We start from the raw sequence: 18,663 nt of genomic DNA on the forward strand, positions 1-18,663 counted from the left end.
CTGGCCTGGGGAGGAGAGCACGCCGTGATCTTCAGGGCGGTCCGGGACGGGCGTCCCTACCCGGAGCACAACCTCACGCTGAAGCAGTGGGCCGAGATTCCGCCGCGCCCGCTGCGGCTTGACCAGCTCATCACCACCAAGCGCGAACTCGCGCTGGACAAGCTGCTCGCGGAGGACTCCACCTTCTACGGCGACCTCTTCCCGCATGTGGTCCAGTGGAACGGCGGCCTCTACCTGGAGGACGGCCTGCACCGGGCGCTGCGCGCGGCGCTCCAGCAGCGCAACCAGATCCACGCGCGGGTGCTCGTGCTCGGTGACCAGGGCGAGTGACGCCTCCCTGAGTCTTGGTTAAGGTGACGCCATGACTCCTCTCGACCTGCTCGACATCGATGCGTCGCTCAGCGACGAGGAGCGGCAGATCCGCGCCGTCGTGCGCCGGCTCGTGACCGACCGGGTACGCCCGCACGTCGCCGGATGGTACGAGGACGGCCAGGTGCCGGCCCGCGAACTGGCCCGCGAGTTCGGCAAGCTCGGCCTGCTCGGCATGCACCTGACCGGGTACGGCTGCGCCGGTTCCTCGGCCGTCGCGTACGGGCTGGCCTGCCTGGAACTGGAGGCCGGCGACTCCGGCGTCCGGTCCCTGGTCTCGGTGCAGGGATCGCTGGCCATGTACGCCATCTGGCGCTACGGCAGCGAGGAGCAGAAGCAACGCTGGCTGCCCGCGATGGCGGCCGGCGAGGCGATCGGCTGCTTCGGGCTCACCGAACCCGACCACGGCTCCGACCCCGCCTCGATGGCGACCCGGGCCCGCCGGGACGGCGACGACTGGATCCTCAACGGCAGCAAACTGTGGATCACCAACGCGCCGATCGCCGACGTGGGCGTGATCTGGGCGCGTACCGACGACGGGGTGCGCGGCTTCGCCGTACCCATGGACACGCCGGGGGTGACGGCGCGCGAGATCCGGCACAAGATGTCGCTGCGCGCGTCAGTGACCGGTGAGATCGCGCTCGACGACGTCCGGCTGCCGGCTGATGCGCGACTGCCCGAGGCGATCGGGCTGAAGGCGCCGCTGGGGTGCCTGACCGAGGCCCGGCACGGCATCGTCTGGGGCGCGCTCGGCGCGGCCCGCGACTGCCTGGAGACGGCGCTGGAGTACGCGACCACCCGCACCCAGTTCGGCCGCCCGCTCGCCGGGTTCCAGCTCACCCAGGCCAAGCTCGCCGACATGGCGGTGGAGTGGAACAAGGGCATGCTGCTCGCGCTGCACCTGGGCCGCCTCGCCGACGCGGGCACGCTGCGGCCCCACCAGGTGAGCGTGGGCAAGCTGAACAACGTCCGCGAGGCGCTCGCCATCGCCCGGCAGTGCCGCACGATCCTCGGCGCGAACGGCGTCTCGGGGGAGTACCCGGTGATGCGGCACGCCAACAACCTGGAGAGCGTGCTCACCTACGAGGGCACCTCCGAGATCCACCAGCTCGTCATCGGCCAGCGGCTGACGGGCCTGTCCGCGTTCGCCTGACCTGCGGTTTCACCCGATCGGGTCGCTCGGCGAGCGACTGTCGCACGGTGGCCGTACCGTCATTGTCAGTCGATGTGTCGGACGAGGACGGTGAGGGCGATGGCCCGCGACGGTGACATCAACGAGCCCACCCGGGAGTTCCCGGACTACCCCACCAGCGAGTCCCTTCGCGACCGGGCGGAGGGCACGCCCGACCACGACCGCGAGTACGCCCCCGGTGCCCCGGGCTCGGGCGGCGGTGCGGCGCGCGGCCTGCTCTGGGTGCTCGGCGCGGCGGCGCTGGCGGTGGTGGTGCTGCTCGGCGTGCAGGCCACCGGTCTGCTGCCCGACTTCCGCAACCCGTTCGCCAAGGAGCAGACCGACCGCAGCCAGCCGCCGCTGCTCAAGTCGATCCGTGACCTGAGCCGCTACGTCGCCGCCGAGGGCAACTTCCAGGTCGTGGTGGACGTGCAGAACGACAGGCGCAACGTGCCCGACTTCCTGCTCAACGAGCGCACGCTGTTCGTCGGGGCGGGCCGGGTCGAGGCGTACGTCGACTTCACGAAGATCGCCGACGGTGCCGTGGTGGTCTCCGAGGACGGCAAGTCCGCCGAGATCAAGCTGCCCGCGCCGCAGCTCGGCGAGACCGATCTGGACATGGACAAGAGCTACGTGTTCGCCGAGCAGCGCGGTCTGATCAACCGGCTCAACGACCTGGTGGCGGGCGACCCGAACCGGCAGCAGCAGATCTACAAGCTCGCCGAGGACCGGATCACCGCCGCCGCCCGGGACAGCGGGCTCACCGCCCGCGCCGAGGAGAACACCCGCAAGATGCTCGAAGGGCTGCTGCGCTCCCTCGGATACGAGAAGGTGACAGTCACCTACGCGGCACCCTGAGCTTCCTGCTCTGACGCCGCGCGCCCGCCCCGAGGATCCGGGGCGGGCGCGTCGCGTGTGTGCCGGCGTCCCGGCTCGTGTCGCGTCAGCGGGTGGCGAGGTAGCGGTCCTCGTTCGGCATCAGGACCCACAGGACCAGGTAGATGATGACCTGCGTGCCGGGCAGCAGCAGCGACAGCAGGAACAGCAGCCGGACCATGCCGGCCGACATGCCGAACCGCTGCCCCAGGCCGGCGCAGACACCGGCGATCATGCGCCCCTGGCGGGGCCGGACCAGTTTGCGACTCATCGTCGTCTCCCACTTCTGCGGCGATCCGCCGCGCTGATTCCACGGTAGAAAGGGGTACGCGCCGCGCCCTCAGCCCCGAGGAGGATCGGCGACCCGGGCACCCGTAGGTGCTTACCCCGGCCCCTCCCCGCCAACGCACCCCCGCTCCCCGCCCCGCTCCCCGCCCCCCGCCTCCCGCCCTGCTCCGCTTCCGCGATCTTGCAGTTGCGGCCCATGTTCTGCCCCATTCGCGCCCTTTCTGAGGGCCGCAACTGCAAGATCGCGGGATTGGTGGGATGGCGCGGCGTTCGGCTGGACCGCTGCGTCGAGCGCGTTCCGCCTCGCCGGGAGCCGGGATGGATGCGTCGATCTTGGAGTTGTGGCACCTCGCGAATGCCGTTAATCGGGCATCCTGGGCGCCATAACTCCAAGATCGACCGGGCGGGGCGGGGCGGGACGGGGCGGGAGGGGGGCGGCGGGTCGGGTATGTGGCGGAGTGGGGGCGGGTATTCACGGGGGCGAGGTAGGCTCGCCGGTCGGGCGCCCCCACCCCGGGCGCCGGCCGTCTACCCGCCCGGCGGGCGCGGCACCTACGCACCGGCTCGGATCCGCACAACGGGGACGACGGCGAGGAAACAGCAAATGATCAGTGTCTTCGATCTTTTCAGTGTCGGTATCGGGCCGTCCAGCTCGCACACCGTCGGGCCGATGCGGGCCGCCCGTACGTTCGTGGCGGGCCTGAAGGCCGACGGGCAGCTCGCCGACGTGGCGCGGGTACGGGCGGAGCTGTTCGGTTCGCTCGGCGCGACCGGGCACGGGCACGGCAGTGACCGGGCGGTGCTGCTGGGGCTGGAGGGCGAGGTCCCGGAGACCGTCGACACCGACTCGGTGGGGCCGCGGGTGGAGCGGATCCGCACGCAGCGGCGGCTCGACCTGTTCGGCAGCCAGGGGATCGACTTCGACCCGGACACCGATCTGGTGCTGCACCGCCGGCGGTCGTTGCCGTACCACCCGAACGGGATGACGTTCGCGGCGTACGACGCGGCCGGGAACGAGGTGCGGACGCGCACGTACTACTCGGTCGGTGGCGGGTTCGTGGTGGACGAGGCGGCGGCCGGGGCGGACCGGATCAAGGCGGACAGCACCCGGGTCCGGCATCCGTTCCTCACCGGCGCGGAACTGCTGACCGTCACCTCCGAGACGGGTCTGTCGATCAGCGAGGTGATGCTCGCCAACGAGTTGTCCTGGCGCAGCGAGGCGGACGTGCGGGCGGGGCTGCTGGAGATCTGGCGGGTGATGCGCGAGTGCGTGGAGAGCGGCTGCACCCGCGACGGCGTACTCCCGGGTGGGTTGAAGGTCCGGCGGCGCGCGGCGGAGATGCGGCGCGGCCTGGAGGCGGAGACCGGCAGCGGGGATCCGCTGCGCGCGATGGACTGGGTGACGTTGTTCGCGTTGGCGGTCAACGAGGAGAACGCGGCCGGCGGGCGGGTGGTCACCGCGCCGACGAACGGGGCTGCCGGGATCATCCCGGCCGTGCTGCACTACTACACCCGGTTCGTACCGGGTGCCTCCGAGGAGGGCGTGGTCCGGTTCCTGCTGGCGGCGGGCGCGATCGGTGTGTTGTTCAAGGAGAACGCGTCGATCTCCGGGGCCGAGGTGGGCTGTCAGGGCGAGGTCGGTTCGGCGTGCTCGATGGCGGCGGCCGGGCTGGCCGAGGCGCTCGGCGGTACGCCGGAGCAGGTGGAGAACGCCGCCGAGATCGGCATGGAGCACAACCTGGGGCTGACCTGCGATCCGGTGGGCGGCCTGGTGCAGATCCCGTGCATCGAGCGCAACGCGGTGGCGAGCATCAAGGCGATCACCGCGGCGCGGCTGGCGTTGCGGGGCGACGGGGTGCACCACGTGTCGCTGGACAAGGTCATCAAGACCATGCGGGAGACCGGCGCGGACATGAAGGTCAAGTACAAGGAGACCGCGCGCGGCGGGCTCGCCGTCAACGTGATCGAGTGCTGACCTCGTTGGGGTGATCCCGGCCCGCACCCGGCCCGGGAGCGCGACTGACAAAGCGACCATCATGCGGTGACGTCAGGCGTCGCGGCGCTCTGGTCCGCCCGCACCTCGCTGCGCATCCTGGTCCGCCGGGATCTCGCGGTGAAGTACCAGCAGTCGGTGCTGGGCTACTTCTGGTCGCTGATCGAGCCGCTCGGCATGGGCCTGATCTACTGGTTCGTCTTCGGCGTGCTCTACTCCGGCGCGACCCGGCGGCACCTGGGCGAGGCGGCCGGGTCGTACCCGCTGTTCCTGATCACCGGCATCTTCGCCTGGATGTGGGCGAGCTCGGCGCTGACCGAGGCCGCGAACGCGCTCACCGGGCAGTCCCGGCTGATCACCACGATGAACCTGCCTCGGCCGATCTTCCCGATCGGGCGGGTCGCCGGCCGGTTCGCCGAGTACCTGGCCGGGTTGCCGATCCTGGCCGCCGTCGCGGCGATCTATGCGAGCCAGGGGAAGATCCGCCCCGGCTGGAGCCTGCTCGCCCTGCCGCTGGCGGTGTCGGTGCAGTTCGTGCTGCTGGTGGGCCTGGCGTTGCTGCTGTCGGCGGGCAACGTGCTGATGCGCGACATCGAACGCACCATGCGGTTGATCATCCGGCTGCTGTTCTACGCGACGCCGATCATCTATCCGCTCGGCCTGGTGCGGGAGTCGGGCATGCCGGGCTGGCTCAAGATCGGGTACGAGCTGAACCCGCTGGTCGGGATCTTCCAGCTGCACCACGCGGTCTGGTATCCGGACGAGTTCCCCGATGCCCGGCTGCTCACGATCACGGTGTCCGGCAGCGTGCTGGTGCTGGCGCTGGGCTGGTGGGCGTTCCACCGCCTCGAACCGGCAGTGCTGAAGGAACTCTGAATGGCTCCGATCATCGAGGCGGACGGGCTCGGCATCCGGTTCGTCCGCAACCGGCGCCGTCAGCTGCGGCTGCGGGAGCTGATCGTGCACCGGGGCGCCCGCGACCCGGACGCGGGCCGGTTCTGGCCGCTGCGTGACCTGTCGTTCCGGGTCGAGCCGGGCGAGACGGTGGGCGTGGTGGGCCGCAACGGCACCGGCAAGAGCACGCTGCTGCGGCTGATCGCCGGTGTGCTCATCCCGGACGAGGGCTCGATCCGGGTGCACGGCCGGGTGGCGCCGCTGCTCGAACTGTCCGCCGGGTTCTCCGGCGACCTGACCGGGCGGGAGAACCTCTACCTGGTGGGCGGGCTGCACGGGCTGTCGTCGGCGTACCTGCGGGAGCACTTCGACGAGATCGTCTCGTTCGCCGGTGAGCAGGTGGAACGGGCCATCGACACGTCGGTGCGGCACTACTCGTCGGGGATGAAGGTGCGGCTCGGGTTTGCGGTGATCGCGCACCTGCCGCACCCGGTGCTGCTTGTGGACGAGGTGACAGCGGTCGGGGACGCGGAGTTCCGCGCGAAGTGCTATGCGACCATCGAGCGACTTCTCGCGGAAGGGCGCACGCTGGTGCTGGTGTCACACAACGACAAGGACCTCACCCGGTTCTGCCGTCGGGGGCTGTACCTCGACGCCGGACGGCTGATCGTCGACGGGACGATCGACGAGGCGCTGGCGGCCTACGCCGACGCGGCGAAGCGGTGACGCTCGCGATCGTGCTCGCCGCCGAACCGGCGGCGGGCCACCTCACCGAGCCGCCGGGCCGTCCGGCCGAGCCGGGCCGTCCGATCGAGCCGACAGCGGGCCGACCTGCCGGGGAACCACTCACCGAGCGGCTGGCCGCGCAGTGGCGCCGGGCCGGGGCGGACGACGTGCGTATTGCCGCCGACCTGACCGAGCTGGCCGACCTGGTGGCCGGCGCGACCGGGCCGGTGCTGGTGAGCGGCGCTGACCTGGTGGCGCACACCGCCGTACTCAAGCACCTCGCGACCAGCCCGGTGGGGCCGACGGTGGCGCTGGTGCTCACCGATCCGCCCGCTCCTGGGCAGGCCACGGTGCGCGAGGAGCGCGGGCAGGTGGTCGAGGTCGGCGCCGCCGACCCGAGCGGCGTGTTCGGCGGCGCGCTGCGGGTGGGCGCGGCCGACCTGCCCGCGCTCGCCGAGGCCGCCCGCCGCGCCGCGGGTACCGTCCCCGACGTGCCGCCGTCCGACCTGGCCGCCCCGGCCGCGCCCGGCACCGCCGGGGGCGGGCCGCTGGACGCGGTGGACCGGCTCGTGGCCGGCCTCGCCGCCCGCGGCACGCTGATCTTCGCCCACCGGGTACGTCTGCTCGTGGCGCACCGGGTGGGCGACGAGGCGCAGCGGGCGGCGGCCGAGGCGGCGGTGGCCGCCGTCGACGAGGACCGCGCCGAGTTGAAGCTGTCGGTGAAGGAGCGGGACGACTTCTTCACCACGTTCTTCGTCAGCACCTGGTCCCCGTACGTCACCAAGGCGGCGGCACGCATCGGGATCGGTCCGACCGGGGTCACCCTGGTCTCGGTGGCGTTCGCGGTGGCCGCGGCGGTGCTGTTCGGCACCGGTGGACGGCCGGCGCTGGTGGCCGGTGCGGTCCTGCTCTACCTGGGTTTCGTGCTGGACTGCGTGGACGGGCAGCTCGCCCGCTACACCCGGCACTTCAGCGCCTGGGGCGGCTGGCTGGACACGATGGCCGACCGGTTCAAGGAGTACGTGGTCTACGCCGGTCTCGGCTTCGGCGCCACGCATGCCGGATTCCGCTACGGCTGGGCGCTGGCGCTCGCCGCGATGACGTTGCAGACCGTGCGGCACATGACCGACACCTGGTACGGCGCGCTGCACGACGAGGCGGCCCGGCGGCCGAAGGTGGTGAGCGCCGACGCGGGCGGCATCGGCGGGAAGCTGAACGCCGCGTCGACCCGGGTGCAGGCGGACACCGGCTCGGTGTCGTACTGGCTGAAGCGCACTGTGGTGTTCCCGATCGGGGAGCGGTGGGCGCTCATCGCCATTGCCGCCGCGCTGTTCGGGCCGCTGGTGGCGCTGGTCGCGGTGCTGGTCTGGGGGACGCTGGCGTTCGCGTACACCGGGGGGTTGCGGACCTTGCGGGCGCGGTGGATGCGGGTGCCGGTGATGGCCACCGTGGACGCGGCTCTGCACCGGGACGACGGCCTGCTGGCCCGGACGCTGCCGGTCGCACGACGGCCGCTGCTGCTGGCGGTGCTCGGCGCGCTCGGCGCGGCCGGGACGCTGGTGTGGGCGCTGCTCGCGGTGCACGGCGGCGGCGACCTGCCGATCTGGGTGCCGGTGCTCGCGCTGGTGCTGCTGCTCGGTGCGGCCCAGGGCTCGCGGGCGTCGCACGACGGGTCGCTGGACTGGCTGGTGCCTGCTGCGCTGCGAGCCGCCGAGTACCTGTTCGCGATCGCGATCGGCGTGGCGGGCCGGGCGCCCGCGTGGCTGATCTTCGGGTACGTGCTGGTGCTCACGCTGCTGCACTACGACCTGACCGCCCGGCTGGAGAAGCGGCAGTCGGCGCCGCCGTTGCACGCCGCCACGCTGGGCTGGCCGGCACGTTCGGTGTTGCTGGTAATCGGGCTGATCGCCGGATATGCGAGTATCGCTCTGGCTACACTCGGTGCGTACCTTCTCGTGGTTTTTGTCGCGAGCGTGGTCCTCGCCTGGGTGGTCCTGCCGGCCCGCGCCCGTGGGGGTGTGCGCTCGCCGGGCTGACGGAGGGCGGGCCGGGGTGACCTTGATCAGCTTCGTCGTGCCGGCCTTCAAGGTGCAGGGCTACCTGCGGGAATGCCTCGACTCGATCCTCGACCAGCCGTTCGGCGACATCGAGGTGATCGGTGTCGACGACGCCTCCCCGGACGACAGCGGCGAGATCCTGGCCGAGTACGCGCTGCGTGACCCCCGGGTCCGCCCGGTGCGGCTCGCCGAGAACGTCGGGCTCGGTCCGGCCCGCAACATCGGGCTGGACCGGGCCGTCGGCGAGTACGTGTGGTTCGTCGACGGGGACGACTGGCTGGTGCCCGGCTGCCTGCCGCACGTCGCGGACCGGCTCCGCGACACCGCGCCGGACGTGCTGATCGTCGACCACGTCCGGGCGCACTGGAACAACATCGGCACCCGCAGCGCGATGCGCGACGTGTTCCCCGACCCGCCCGGCGCGACGACGTTCACGCTGCGGGACCGGCCGGAGACGCTGAAGCTGCTGCACACCGCGTGGAACCGGGTGGTACGCCGGGAGTTCCTGCTCGAACGCGGGCTGCGCTTCGAACCGGGCTGGTACGAGGACGTGTCGTTCAGCTATCCGGCGCTGATGGCCGCCGGGCGGATCGGCGTACTCGACCGGATCTGCCTGAACTACCGGCAACGCCGCACCGGCGCGATCACGAAGACCCGGGGGGACCGGCACTTCGAGGTCTTCGCGCAGTGGCACCGGGTGTTCGGGCTGATGGACCGCTGGCAGGTGACCGGACTGCGGCCGGCCGTCTTCGAGCGGATGATCTGGCACTACCTCACGGTGCTCGGCAACGGCGACCGGATCGCGCCCGAGCTGCGGGCACCGTTCTTCGCCCAGATGCACGCCGACTACGTGCGGTTCCTGCCGTCCGAGGGCTACCCGGTCCCGCCCGGCCCGGAAGGGCTCAAGCACCGGCTGGTGGCGGCCGGGCGCTGGCGGACGTTCAGCGCGTTGCGCGAGGCGCACCAGGCGGGGGAGACGGCCCGGCGGACCGCCCGGCGCGCCCGGCGGCGGATGACGCCTGTGGTGCGGCGTACCGCCCGGCGGGCGCGTGACCTGGCGCTGGGCGAGTACTACCGGGCCGAGTTGCACCGGCCGATCGACCCGACACTCGCCGTGTACGCGGCCTACTGGTACCGGGGCTACTCGTGCAACCCGGCGGCGATCTACGAGGCGGCCCGCCGGCTCGCGCCGCAGGTACGCGGCGTGTGGGTCGTCCGCCGCGACCGGGTGGCCACGTTGCCGCCGGGCGTCGAGTACGTGGTGGCCGGCAGCCGCGAGTACCACCGCGTCCTGGCCCGCGCCCGCTGGCTGGTCAACAACGTCAACTTCCCGGACTTCGTGCGCAAGCGGCCCGGGTCGGTGCACGTGCAGACCCACCACGGCACGCCGGTCAAGGTGATGGGCCTGGACCAGCAGCGCTACCCGGTGGGAGCGATGGGGATGAACTTCGCCGGCCTGCTGCGCCGGGTCGACCGCTGGGACTACAGCATCACCTCGAACAGCTTCTCCACGCAGATGTGGGAGCGGGCGTACCCGGCGGACTACACCACGCTCGAGGTCGGCTACCCGCGCAACGACCGGCTGGCGCTGGCCACCGCCGAGGACCGCGGCCAGGTCCGCGCGGCGCTGGGCATCGCACCCGACGAGTACGTGGTGCTCTACGCGCCGACGCACCGGGAGCACCTGCCCGGGTGGCGGCCGCCGTTCGACCCGGACCGGATGCTCGACGTGCTCGGGCCCCGGGGCCGGCTGCTGATGCGCAGCCACTACTTCCACGACCGGGAGCGGCATCCCCGGGGGCCGGCGGCGGACGGCGTGCTGGACGTGAGCGCGTACGAGCGGGTGGAGGACCTCTACCTGGCGGCGGACGTGCTGGTCACCGACTATTCCTCGGCGATGTTCGACTACGCGGTGCTGGACCGGCCGATCGTGGTCTACGCGCCGGACTGGGACGCCTACCGGGTCGCCCGTGGCGTCTACTTCGACCTGCTGGCCGAGCCGCCCGGCGCGGTCGCGCGGGACTTCCCCGGGCTGCTCGACGTGTTCCGTTCCGGCGCGGTCGACGACGAGGCGGCCGAGTTGGCCCGGACGGCGTTCCGGTCGCGGTTCTGCGCGCTGGACGACGGCCACGCCGCCGAGCGCGTGGTGCGCCGCGTGTTCCTCGGCGAATCGCCGTAAAAGGGGTTACCGGCAGGTCACTTAACGACAGAGACCGGCGAATACCGCTTAATAGGACTGTCACGAGCTGAACATGGCACGTTTACCCGATGTGCGAATCAGATGATCCTGGTCACAGTCATTCCCGGGTTTGGGGCGAAGAACTGGGGAGGTGACGGTGGCGACCGTCGCGCTCAAGGATGTCACCAAGGTGTTCCCGGACGGAACAGTCGCGGTCGACACCATCAATCTGGACGTCAACGACGGCGAGTTCATGGTGCTGCTCGGCCCGTCGGGATGCGGCAAATCGACAGTGCTGCGCATGGTGGCCGGGCTGGAGGACCCGTCCTCCGGTGCCATCATGCTCGGCGGTGAGCTGGCGAACGACCTGCCACCGCGCGACCGGAAGATCGCCATGGTCTTCCAGGACTTCGCGCTCTATCCGCACATGACGGTCGGCGACAACATCGGCTTCCCGCTGCGCCTGAGCGGCGTCGAGCCCGCCCCGCGCGGCGAGCGGATCCAGGACGTGGCGAGCGCGCTCGGCATCGGCGACGTGCTCGGGCGCAAGCCCAGCCAGCTCTCCGGCGGCCAGCGGCAGCGGGTCGCGATGGGGCGGGCGATAGTGCGCCGGCCCGGCCTGTTCCTGATGGACGAGCCACTTTCCAACCTGGACAGCGGGCTGCGCGCCGAACTGCGGGCGGAGATCTCCGGACTCACCCGCGAACTGGGCGTAACCACCATCTACGTGACCCACGACCAGGCCGAGGCGCTGACCATGGCCGACCGCGTCGCCATCATGCGCAAGGGCGTGCTCCAGGACGTGGGCACCCCCACCCAGGTGTACGGGCGGCCGGCCACGCTCTACGTCGCCGCGTTCCTGGGCAGCCCGCGGATGAACCTGCTGGAGGCGTCGGTCTACGTCCACCTCGACCGGTACGTCGCGCTGAACCTCGGTGAGCAGTCGCTCTACCTGCCCTGGGACGACATCCGCAGCCGTGCGGTGGCGCACTACCACGGTGAGCGGATCGTGGTCGGCATGCGCGCCGAGGCGCTCACCCCGGTCGCCCCGGACACCGCCGGTGACGTGCTGCACGGGCGCATCCGCTACCTGGAGCACCACGGCCACGAGTCGCTCGCGTTCCTCGACATCGGCGCGACCGCGATCGTGGTGGACGAGATGGGCACGCCGGTCGAGCAGGCCGCACCGGGCCAGCGCGGCCTGCGCCGGTTCAACCAGGTGATGCAGCGGCTCACCGGCCGCGCGACGGAGTCGTCGGCCCCGGCCCCGGAGGCGGGCGGAGGCGGCGGCAACCGGACGAGCGTGCTGCCCGACCCGGGCCGCCACCACCGTCGTCCGGCGGAACTGGCGGTACGGCTCGCGCCGTACCCGCAGGTGTCGCCCGGGCACCCGCTCGCCGTGCAGGTGCGGATGGACGCGCTGCACTTCTTCGACGAGCGAGGCGACCGTATCGACGTCGGCTGGCGGTGAACTGCCGGTCGCATCCGCGGACGGGCGGACGGCTCATCCGCGGATGATCGGCCGCCGGTGCGGGCCCCAGGCGACGAAGCGGGCGAACATGTCGGCGGGGGCGGGCGCGTCGTCCGGGTTGAGCCGGTAGAGGTCGCGCGTGGCCTCGTAGAACAGCCCGCACAGGTAGATGGCCAGGCCGATCTGGTTGTCCTCGTACTCGGTCTTGAGCAGCAGGCGGGCCATCGGGCACGGCCACGGCTGGCCGCAGGCCCGGCAACACCACATCGGACGCAGCGGCGTGTGCGGGGTGGCGTGCAACGGATACGGCCGGGGACGATCGGGCCTGGGCCCGTCCGGCGGCTGCCCGAGCTGGTGGCTGATCACCGGCGCTCCTCGTGGTGGCCGTCTCGCCGGTTGTCGGCGTCGCCTCCGCGCTGCTCCGGTACGGACCAGCGACCGCCGTTCGCCCGCCACTGCTGGGCCGGGGTGAGGTTGCCGACCCGGCCGGGGCCCATCGTCGGCAGTGGACGCGTCGGCTGCCGCATCCACTCCGGCAGGTTGTCGCCCCGTACCCGGTGGGGCAGTGTCGGTGCCGACGCACCCCGGCAGCGGAACCAGCGCAGTCGCACGGCGCAACTCCTCTCGGTAGCGGGAACCGGACGAATTCGGCTCCACTGCGTGACAGTCTCGTCACCGCGCCGCTAGGGTCGGAAGGCGTTCCACCCCCACCTTCCCGGCCGTCCGACCGGCCGATTTCCGTGTGCAGCCGTGTGCAGAGGTGTGCAGATGATCCGTGTGCCGTTGTGGGAACTGTTCGCCGGTGAGCTACGCCGGTTACGTACCGATGCGGGGCTTACCCAGGAGGCGCTGGGCGAGCGGGTGAGCTATTCGGCGTCGCTGGTGGCGGCCGTCGAGCAGTGCCGCCGCGCGCCGCGCGCCGAGTTCACCGAGCGCTGCGACGAGGTGCTGAACGGCGGCGGCCTGCTGGTGCGGATCCGGGACGCGCTGATGCAGGAGGCGCTGATGCCGTGGTTCCGCGAGTGGGTGAGCATCGAGCAGGAGGCTGCCTCACTGCGTAGCTTCCAACCGCTGGTGGTGCCCGGCCTGTTGCAGACCGAGGAGTACGCCCGTGCGCTGCACGAGGGCGCTAGCCCACTTGTCGGTGATGCGATGGAGCAGCAGGTGGCCGCACGGATGGCGCGGCAGGTGGTGCTGGATCGCCCGGCTCCGCCGCAGTTCGTGGCAGTGCTCGACAATTCGGTGCTCACTCGCGCCGTCGGCGGCCCAAAGGTGATGCGGGAGCAGTTGGCGCATCTGGTCGAGGTGGGTCGTCGGCCTCGCGTGCACCTGCACCTGGTGCCGGAAGCGGTCGGTGCCTATCCGGGGCTCAACGGTGCTTTCGTGCTCGCGACCCCCGCCGACGGTGACGACGTGGGCTACCTGGACAACCAGTTGCACGGCACGATTGTGGAGCGGCACGCGGACGTAAAATCACTTCGGCAAACCTGGGAGTCGGTGCGTGCGGAAGCTATGCCGCACGGGGCGACTCTGGCGGCGATCTCGGAGGCGGCGAAGCGATGGAGTTGACCGGCGCGATCTGGCGCAAGAGCACCCGCAGCAGCGGCAACTCCGGCGACTGCGTCGAGGTGGCGGACAACCTGCCCGGTGTGGTGGGGGTGCGGGACAGCAAGGACCGGCAGGGGCCGGCGCTGACGTTCACGCCGTCGAGCTGGGCGGCGTTCGTCGCGCACACCAAACGGGCGTGACCGACGTACCGGATCTCGGTCCCCCGCCACGGCGCACCGCCGTCGACGTGGCGCAGGTGCGTCGCCTGGTCGCCGACCAGTTCCCGCACCTGGCCGAGCTCCGGATCGAACCGGTCGCCAAGGGCGGCTGGGACAACTGGACCTTCCACCTCGGCCCCGAGCTGCTGGCGCGCCTGCCCAGCGCTGCCGAGTACGCCCTGGCTGTCGAGAAGGAACACCTGTGGCTCCCGGCCCTCGCCGCTCGGCTGCCGCTACCAATCCCCGCACCGCTGGCGAAGGGCGAACCGGGTGCGGGCTACCCGTATCCGTGGTCGATCTACCGCTGGCTCGACGGCGAGACCGCCGCCGTGGGCCGGATCGCCGACCCGGTGCGGTTCGCCCTCGACCTGGCCGGATTCCTTGCGACCCTGCGGGACGTCGACGCCGCCGGTGGTCCGCAGTCGGGCGTCCACAACTGGTTCCGGGGCGGCACGCTGCGCACGTACGACAAGAAGGTCGAGGATGCGCTCGTGGCGCTGGACGGCCACGTCGATGCCGCGCTGATACGCGAGATCTGGGCGCGAGCGGTCGGCGCCCGCTGGGACGGGGTGGACCGCTGGTTCCACGGCGACATCGCCCCGGGGAACCTGCTGCTCGCGCACGGCCGGCTGGCGGCCGTCATCGACTTCGGGACATGCGGCGTCGGTGACCCGGCCTGCGACCTGGCGATCGCCTGGACGTTGCTGACCGCCGAGGGCCGGGCGGCGTTCCGCGAGCGGCTCTCGGTGGACGACGCGACCTGGGCGCGCGGACGTGGCTGGGCCCTCTGGAAGACGCTTTCCACCTACTCCCGCACCTTCGACGACCCCGAGGACGCGGAGGAGTCGGCCGAGGCGCAACGCATCCTCGGGGAGATGTTCGCCGAATAGGCGGCCGGTCTCTCAGCCGGCGGCGGCCCGCTTCTCCGGCGCGAACGGCCACTCCTCGAACGACACGCACCGGCCGTCCTCGGCGAACCGCATGATCCAGAGGTCGCGCCACTCCTGGTGCACGGGGTCGCCGTACCGCACCTGTACCCGGGCCACAGCGGTGTCGCCGTCGACCGCGACGATCTCCGATGTCATCTCGAAGACCTCGTCGGGTCCGTCACGCTCGCTGTCCCACATGCGGGTGATGGCGGGCAGGCCGACGACCGGATCCCGGTACGGCCCCTGCCGATAGGTCGCGTCGGAGGTGAACATCGTGCCCAGCGCCGCCGTTCCCGGTGTGCGCCACGCCTGCTCGTACGCCGCGATCCAGGCGGCCACCCGATTCCTGTCCATGATTGCCAGCCTGCCACCCGGGTGGGTCCGGGTCTCCCAGATCGGCTGCCGGGGATCGTCGTTGTGCACGACGACGTGGGCGTGCTCGGCCGGGCGGGCCGTGGCGAAGTAGAGCCGCTGGGCGGGCAGGTAACGCTCCCGCCAGCGCCGTTCCACGTCGGCTCTCGCTGACACGCGGCTCTCGCGGATCACGGCACGATCCACCGTCTTGTCGAGCGCGGTGGACACGAAGACGCGCAGCTCCCACCGGTCGAGCAGTTCCGGGCGCAGGAGGAAGACGCCGTCGAACACCAGCACGGCGTCGGCGGGAGCGGTGGTGAGCGGCGGGGACAGCACCTCGTCGGTGGCGTGGTCGTAGACCGTGTGCCGGAAGCGCCGCTCGCCGCCCGGACCGAGCGGATCGAGCAGCACCCGCTTGAGCGTCCCGTGGTCGTGGGTGTCGACGTAGCAGCCCTGCGCCGAGAACTCGCCGCGTCGGTAGCGCCGTGCCCGGGGGAAGAGGAAGTCGTCGACCGTCGCCCGGATGACGTACCGGCCGCGGGCCCGCAGGGCGGCGGCCAGCTCGTCGGCGAGCGTGGTCTTGCCGGCGGCGGGCGGCCCGTCGACGGCGACCCGCGTCGGGTGCGCCACTGTGACGGACCCGACCGCGTCGGCCAGGAGGTCGATCAGCCGATCGCGGCGGGGATAAATGGATTGCCCCCGCGCCGGGCCGGGAGTTTGACTGCCGTCCATGCCGTCCCCCTCACCGGTCTTCGTCGCGGGCACTGGTCGTTCGGGCACGTCGCGGATCGCCGACGTCATCGGCCAGCATCCGCTGATCCACCGGATCCCGATGGAGACCAAGTTCCTCGTCGAACCGGGTGGCCTGCGGGACCTGGCCGACGCGCTCACCGACCGGTACGACCCCATCGTCGGCGAGGACGCGCTGCACCGGCTGAGCGACTTCCTCACCGTACGCGTGCCCGGGCGGCGTGACGACCGAGGCAAGACCGTGCCCGAGCTGGTCGGCGTGGGTCGGTACCGGGACGCCGTACACCGGCTCTGGCCGCAGCTCATCGCGCACGCCTTCGAGGAGCCCGCGCCCGCGGAGGGCTTCGGCGACGGCGACCGGCCCGCCGGGCCGTTCGGGCCGGCCAGCCGACGGCGGGCCGTCCCGAGGTACTTCAGTGACCGGAGCGAACTGATCGGCGTCCTACGGGGCCTGGTCGACACCCTGTTCGGTGGGGCGGCGGCCGACGCGGGCAAGCCGACCTGGTGCGAGAAGACGCCGTTCAACCTCTTCAACCTGGACTTCCTCTGGGAACTGGTGCCCGAGGCGACGATCGTGCACATCAAGCGTCACCCGGTCTCGGTGCTCGCCTCCCACCTGGCCCAACCGTGGGCGCCGTCCACTGTCGACGGGGTGCTCGCCTACCTCGTGCCGGTCTACCACCGATGGCTGGCCTGGAGGAACGCGGCCGACCTGACGGGCCGGCGATACGTCGAGGTGAAGGCGGAGGACCTCGCGGCCGACTGGCCCGGGCAGCGGCGGGCCCTGTTCGAGCGGCTCGGCGTCGAGGACGCCGTCACCGCGTTGACGTTCCAGGCGGACAAGCTGGCGCACCGCGACGACCAGTTCGACGCCGGCACCCGCGCGTACGTCGAGCGGGAGTTGGGCGAGATCATCCCCGCGATGGGGTACGAGTGACGGCCGCGATGGCTCCCCGGATCACGCCTTGTGGCGCAGTTCGCGGAGCACGCCGTGCCGGCGCAGGGCCCACCCCAGCCGTCGCGCGCTGGGGTGCCTGACGAACAGTACCGCCGCCCGGCGGATCAGCCCGAACCGGTTGTCGCTCACCTGGTCGTCGACCGCCCGCCAGATCAGCTCGCGGACGTCGGCGCTGTCCAGCATCGCCCGTACCTCGTGGCGTACCCGGGGATCCTCGGCCGCGGACGTGACGGCGGTGACCAGGCCGGGCCGGTCGGCGAGCGGCTCCACCGCCGCGGCGACGAGCGGCCGGCGTACGGTGTCCCGCTCCAGCAGCAGCAACACCGCCTCCCGGACCTCGGTGCTGTCGAGCCCGGACCGCAGCAGGCCCAGCGCGCTGCGCTCGACCTCGCGGTCGCGGTCCGGAAGGGACAGCGCGGCCAGCAGCACTGTCACCTCGTCGAGGTCGACGAGGTGACGCAGCCCGTCGCGGAACTCCGGCAGCGCCCACGCCACCGTCAGCCCGCGCGCGAGATCGCGGTTCATGGGCCACTCGCTACCCGGAGTCGGCAGCCGCCGAAACGCCGCTGGACTGATCACCGGGCCGGACAGCGCCGTGAAATGGACCGTGGTTACAACCGCTCACCTGAGCCGGTCGTATTGGCAGCCTCGGTCGCGAGAACGACCGGCATGGCCGGATAGGGGTCGCTGATCGGCTTGCGCTGAGCATGGACCCGTTCCCGCACCATCACCAGCGTGGGACCGGCGACGTAGTGCCTTCCCCGCCGTTCGCCACGTGCTTCCAGTAGCCCGTGCTCGACAAGGTTGGCCAGATCACGAGATGCGGTCCGATCCTCGACATCGGCAAGTTTGACGTACCCGGAGCGGCGGATGCGATAGCCCAGGACTGCCTCGTAGAGCAGATCGGTCACCCGCTCAGGGAGCCTGTTCTCGCCAACGATCGCGTCCAACTTCGACCAGATGCCAGACGCCTCATCGAAGCGGCGCGCGACGGTCTGCGCCTGCATGTGATGGGCGCGCAGGTTGAACGACACCCAGAGGTGCGCCGAACCCTCGGGGTTCCAGCGGCCCCGTCCGGTAACCGCCAGCACTCGGTAGTAGTCCTCCGTGTTGCTGCCCAGCCATTCCTCGATGCTGGAGAAGGCTGGCTCAACGATTGCGCGGCGGGAAAGCACCAGCGTCTGAAGGGCGCGTGCCATCCGCCCGTTGCCATCGCGGAACGGATGGATCATCACCAGGTTCAGATGCGCCATGGCTGCTTTGACGAGCGGGGAGGCGGTCACGTCCGACCGTAGATCTTCGGCTAGTTCCTCCATGAGGTGAGGTACGTGGTCAGCCTCCGCGCCCTCGTACACCCGCTCATCGGTCCGCTCATCGTGTACATAGATCGAGCCCTTGCGATATTGCCCCGGGCTCTTGCCCAAATCGTGCGAGAGCATCATGTAGTGCATGCTGCGGATCACCGACGTCTCGAAGCGGAAGTGCGAATCCCCGGCGGTTTGCAGCACGTATCCCAGAGCCTGCCGATAGCCCCGGATCTCGGCGAAGGTCCGGTCGTCGGCGCTCAGCGGTTCCTCGCCGTCGAGCGCGGCGGCGGCGTCGTCCTCGGCGACCACGTAGCCCTCAATGCTGTTGGAGCCGAGAATCGCGCGGGCCAACATCGTGCGTCGGAGGCCACCGGTCCACCGGCGAGGAGTGCGCAGGACATCGGCGAGGGTGCGGCGCATGTCATGCACCTCCGCCAGCACGGTCTCGTCGTGATCGCTGAGTTCTGGGGTGGCGTAGATCATCTCATGTCCTAATGTCTCTTAATAAGAGACAAGCCTAGCGTTTGTCGACGCGGATGTCACTTAGTTAGTGACATTGGGACATCGTGACCCGA

Annotated in this window: 19 protein-coding genes and 1 pseudogene; 13 read left to right on the forward strand and 7 right to left on the reverse strand. The window is 71.2% G+C overall.

All coding sequences use genetic code 11. The features are described from left to right. Window positions 1–24 precede the first annotated feature (24 nt). From O7611_RS00565 to O7611_RS00575, 3 genes are all read left to right on the forward strand, one after another. Window positions 25–330: a type II toxin-antitoxin system VapB family antitoxin gene (locus tag O7611_RS00565; protein WP_013283726.1), complete on the forward strand. Its 306-nt coding sequence runs from the start codon at window positions 25–27 to the stop codon at window positions 328–330. Window positions 331–361: 31 nt separating this feature from the next. Next, entirely contained in the window at window positions 362–1,522 is a 1,161-nt protein-coding gene (locus O7611_RS00570; protein ID WP_194798881.1) for an acyl-CoA dehydrogenase family protein, read from the forward strand. A gap of 99 nt (window positions 1,523–1,621) precedes the next feature. Continuing rightward, window positions 1,622–2,398, forward strand: a complete 777-nt coding sequence (locus tag O7611_RS00575) for a DUF4230 domain-containing protein (RefSeq protein ID WP_269695991.1) — start codon at window positions 1,622–1,624, stop codon at window positions 2,396–2,398. An 85-nt stretch (window positions 2,399–2,483) separates the two neighbouring features. Here O7611_RS00575 and O7611_RS00580 read toward each other — a convergent pair whose 3' ends face one another. Next, window positions 2,484–2,687, reverse strand: coding sequence for a PspC domain-containing protein (locus tag O7611_RS00580; protein ID WP_135242981.1), 204 nt, complete (start codon window positions 2,685–2,687; stop codon window positions 2,484–2,486). A 621-nt stretch (window positions 2,688–3,308) separates the two neighbouring features. Between O7611_RS00580 and O7611_RS00585 the strand changes: the two genes are divergently transcribed. The 6 genes from O7611_RS00585 (at window position 3,309) to O7611_RS00610 (ending at window position 12,024) form a co-directional block, all read left to right on the forward strand. Beyond that, a complete protein-coding gene (locus O7611_RS00585; RefSeq protein WP_194798879.1) occupies window positions 3,309–4,679 on the forward strand; it encodes an L-serine ammonia-lyase in 1,371 nt (456 codons plus the stop codon). Window positions 4,680–4,745: 66 nt separating this feature from the next. After that, a complete protein-coding gene (locus O7611_RS00590; RefSeq protein WP_194798878.1) occupies window positions 4,746–5,573 on the forward strand; it encodes an ABC transporter permease in 828 nt (275 codons plus the stop codon). Beyond that, window positions 5,574–6,317, forward strand: a complete 744-nt coding sequence (locus tag O7611_RS00595; RefSeq protein WP_013283732.1) for an ABC transporter ATP-binding protein — start codon at window positions 5,574–5,576, stop codon at window positions 6,315–6,317. A gap of 83 nt (window positions 6,318–6,400) precedes the next feature. After that, window positions 6,401–8,353, forward strand: a complete 1,953-nt coding sequence (locus O7611_RS00600) for a DUF5941 domain-containing protein (protein WP_269698034.1) — start codon at window positions 6,401–6,403, stop codon at window positions 8,351–8,353. A gap of 16 nt (window positions 8,354–8,369) precedes the next feature. Continuing rightward, the gene (locus O7611_RS00605; RefSeq protein WP_269695992.1) at window positions 8,370–10,553 is read left to right on the forward strand and encodes a bifunctional glycosyltransferase/CDP-glycerol:glycerophosphate glycerophosphotransferase; all 2,184 of its coding nucleotides are present in this window, start codon (window positions 8,370–8,372) and stop codon (window positions 10,551–10,553) included. A gap of 157 nt (window positions 10,554–10,710) precedes the next feature. Beyond that, complete coding sequence (locus tag O7611_RS00610) at window positions 10,711–12,024, forward strand: ABC transporter ATP-binding protein (protein ID WP_194798876.1); 1,314 nt, start codon at window positions 10,711–10,713, stop codon at window positions 12,022–12,024. A gap of 33 nt (window positions 12,025–12,057) precedes the next feature. Here O7611_RS00610 and O7611_RS00615 read toward each other — a convergent pair whose 3' ends face one another. After that, window positions 12,058–12,390 (reverse strand): hypothetical protein, encoded by a 333-nt coding sequence (locus O7611_RS00615; RefSeq protein ID WP_194798875.1) that lies wholly within the window; start codon window positions 12,388–12,390, stop codon window positions 12,058–12,060. Then, window positions 12,387–12,635 (reverse strand): hypothetical protein, encoded by a 249-nt coding sequence (locus O7611_RS00620; protein ID WP_194798874.1) that lies wholly within the window; start codon window positions 12,633–12,635, stop codon window positions 12,387–12,389. Before O7611_RS00620 ends, O7611_RS00615 begins: the two co-directional genes overlap by 4 nt. A 157-nt stretch (window positions 12,636–12,792) precedes the next feature. Here O7611_RS00620 and O7611_RS00625 point away from each other — a divergent pair, with 157 nt between their 5' ends. Genes O7611_RS00625 through O7611_RS00635 form a run of 3 tightly spaced genes read left to right on the forward strand, consistent with a single transcriptional unit; the run spans window position 12,793 to window position 14,680 of the window. Next, window positions 12,793–13,593, forward strand: a complete 801-nt coding sequence (locus O7611_RS00625) for a helix-turn-helix domain-containing protein (RefSeq protein ID WP_269695995.1) — start codon at window positions 12,793–12,795, stop codon at window positions 13,591–13,593. Continuing rightward, window positions 13,584–13,772, forward strand: a complete 189-nt coding sequence (locus O7611_RS00630; RefSeq protein WP_194798872.1) for a DUF397 domain-containing protein — start codon at window positions 13,584–13,586, stop codon at window positions 13,770–13,772. Before O7611_RS00625 ends, O7611_RS00630 begins: the two co-directional genes overlap by 10 nt. Further along, entirely contained in the window at window positions 13,769–14,680 is a 912-nt protein-coding gene (locus O7611_RS00635) for an aminoglycoside phosphotransferase family protein (protein WP_269695996.1), read from the forward strand. Before O7611_RS00630 ends, O7611_RS00635 begins: the two co-directional genes overlap by 4 nt. 12 nt (window positions 14,681–14,692) lie before the next feature. Here the strand turns inward: O7611_RS00635 and O7611_RS00640 are convergent, their stop codons facing one another. Beyond that, window positions 14,693–15,073: a YybH family protein gene (locus O7611_RS00640; RefSeq protein ID WP_228531403.1), complete on the reverse strand. Its 381-nt coding sequence runs from the start codon at window positions 15,071–15,073 to the stop codon at window positions 14,693–14,695. Window positions 15,074–15,100: 27 nt separating this feature from the next. Continuing rightward, window positions 15,101–15,805: pseudogene (locus O7611_RS00645) on the reverse strand (AAA family ATPase); the annotation flags it as partial. Between O7611_RS00645 and O7611_RS00650 the strand changes: the two are divergent. After that, the gene (locus tag O7611_RS00650) at window positions 15,804–16,760 is read left to right on the forward strand and encodes a sulfotransferase family protein (RefSeq protein ID WP_228531256.1); all 957 of its coding nucleotides are present in this window, start codon (window positions 15,804–15,806) and stop codon (window positions 16,758–16,760) included. The pseudogene O7611_RS00645 and the gene O7611_RS00650 overlap by 2 nt on opposite strands. A gap of 21 nt (window positions 16,761–16,781) precedes the next feature. Here O7611_RS00650 and O7611_RS00655 read toward each other — a convergent pair whose 3' ends face one another. Further along, window positions 16,782–17,306, reverse strand: a complete 525-nt coding sequence (locus tag O7611_RS00655) for a hypothetical protein (protein WP_194798868.1) — start codon at window positions 17,304–17,306, stop codon at window positions 16,782–16,784. 86 nt (window positions 17,307–17,392) lie between these two features. Beyond that, window positions 17,393–18,571, reverse strand: coding sequence for a Fic family protein (locus O7611_RS00660; RefSeq protein ID WP_269695999.1), 1,179 nt, complete (start codon window positions 18,569–18,571; stop codon window positions 17,393–17,395). Between the last annotated feature and the right edge of the window lie 92 nt (window positions 18,572–18,663).

Source organism: Micromonospora sp. WMMC273 (assembly GCF_027460285.1).
In the GTDB taxonomy this organism is placed as follows: Bacteria; Actinomycetota; Actinomycetes; order Mycobacteriales; family Micromonosporaceae; genus Micromonospora; species Micromonospora aurantiaca.

Bases quoted from the DNA above. Each gene is read 5' to 3' on its own strand.
- O7611_RS00570 (WP_194798881.1), top strand. From the start codon at position 362: ATGACTCCTCTCGACCTGCTCGACATCGATGCGTCGCTCAGCGACGAG.
- O7611_RS00575 (WP_269695991.1), top strand. From the start codon at position 1,622: ATGGCCCGCGACGGTGACATCAACGAGCCCACCCGGGAGTTCCCGGAC.
- O7611_RS00580 (WP_135242981.1), bottom strand. From the start codon at position 2,687: ATGAGTCGCAAACTGGTCCGGCCCCGCCAGGGGCGCATGATCGCCGGT.
- O7611_RS00585 (WP_194798879.1), top strand. From the start codon at position 3,309: ATGATCAGTGTCTTCGATCTTTTCAGTGTCGGTATCGGGCCGTCCAGC.
- O7611_RS00595 (WP_013283732.1), top strand. From the start codon at position 5,574: ATGGCTCCGATCATCGAGGCGGACGGGCTCGGCATCCGGTTCGTCCGC.
- O7611_RS00625 (WP_269695995.1), top strand. From the start codon at position 12,793: ATGATCCGTGTGCCGTTGTGGGAACTGTTCGCCGGTGAGCTACGCCGG.
- O7611_RS00630 (WP_194798872.1), top strand. From the start codon at position 13,584: ATGGAGTTGACCGGCGCGATCTGGCGCAAGAGCACCCGCAGCAGCGGC.
- O7611_RS00640 (WP_228531403.1), bottom strand. From the start codon at position 15,073: ATGGACAGGAATCGGGTGGCCGCCTGGATCGCGGCGTACGAGCAGGCG.
- O7611_RS00650 (WP_228531256.1), top strand. From the start codon at position 15,804: ATGCCGTCCCCCTCACCGGTCTTCGTCGCGGGCACTGGTCGTTCGGGC.
- O7611_RS00655 (WP_194798868.1), bottom strand. From the start codon at position 17,306: ATGAACCGCGATCTCGCGCGCGGGCTGACGGTGGCGTGGGCGCTGCCG.
- O7611_RS00660 (WP_269695999.1), bottom strand. From the start codon at position 18,571: ATGATCTACGCCACCCCAGAACTCAGCGATCACGACGAGACCGTGCTG.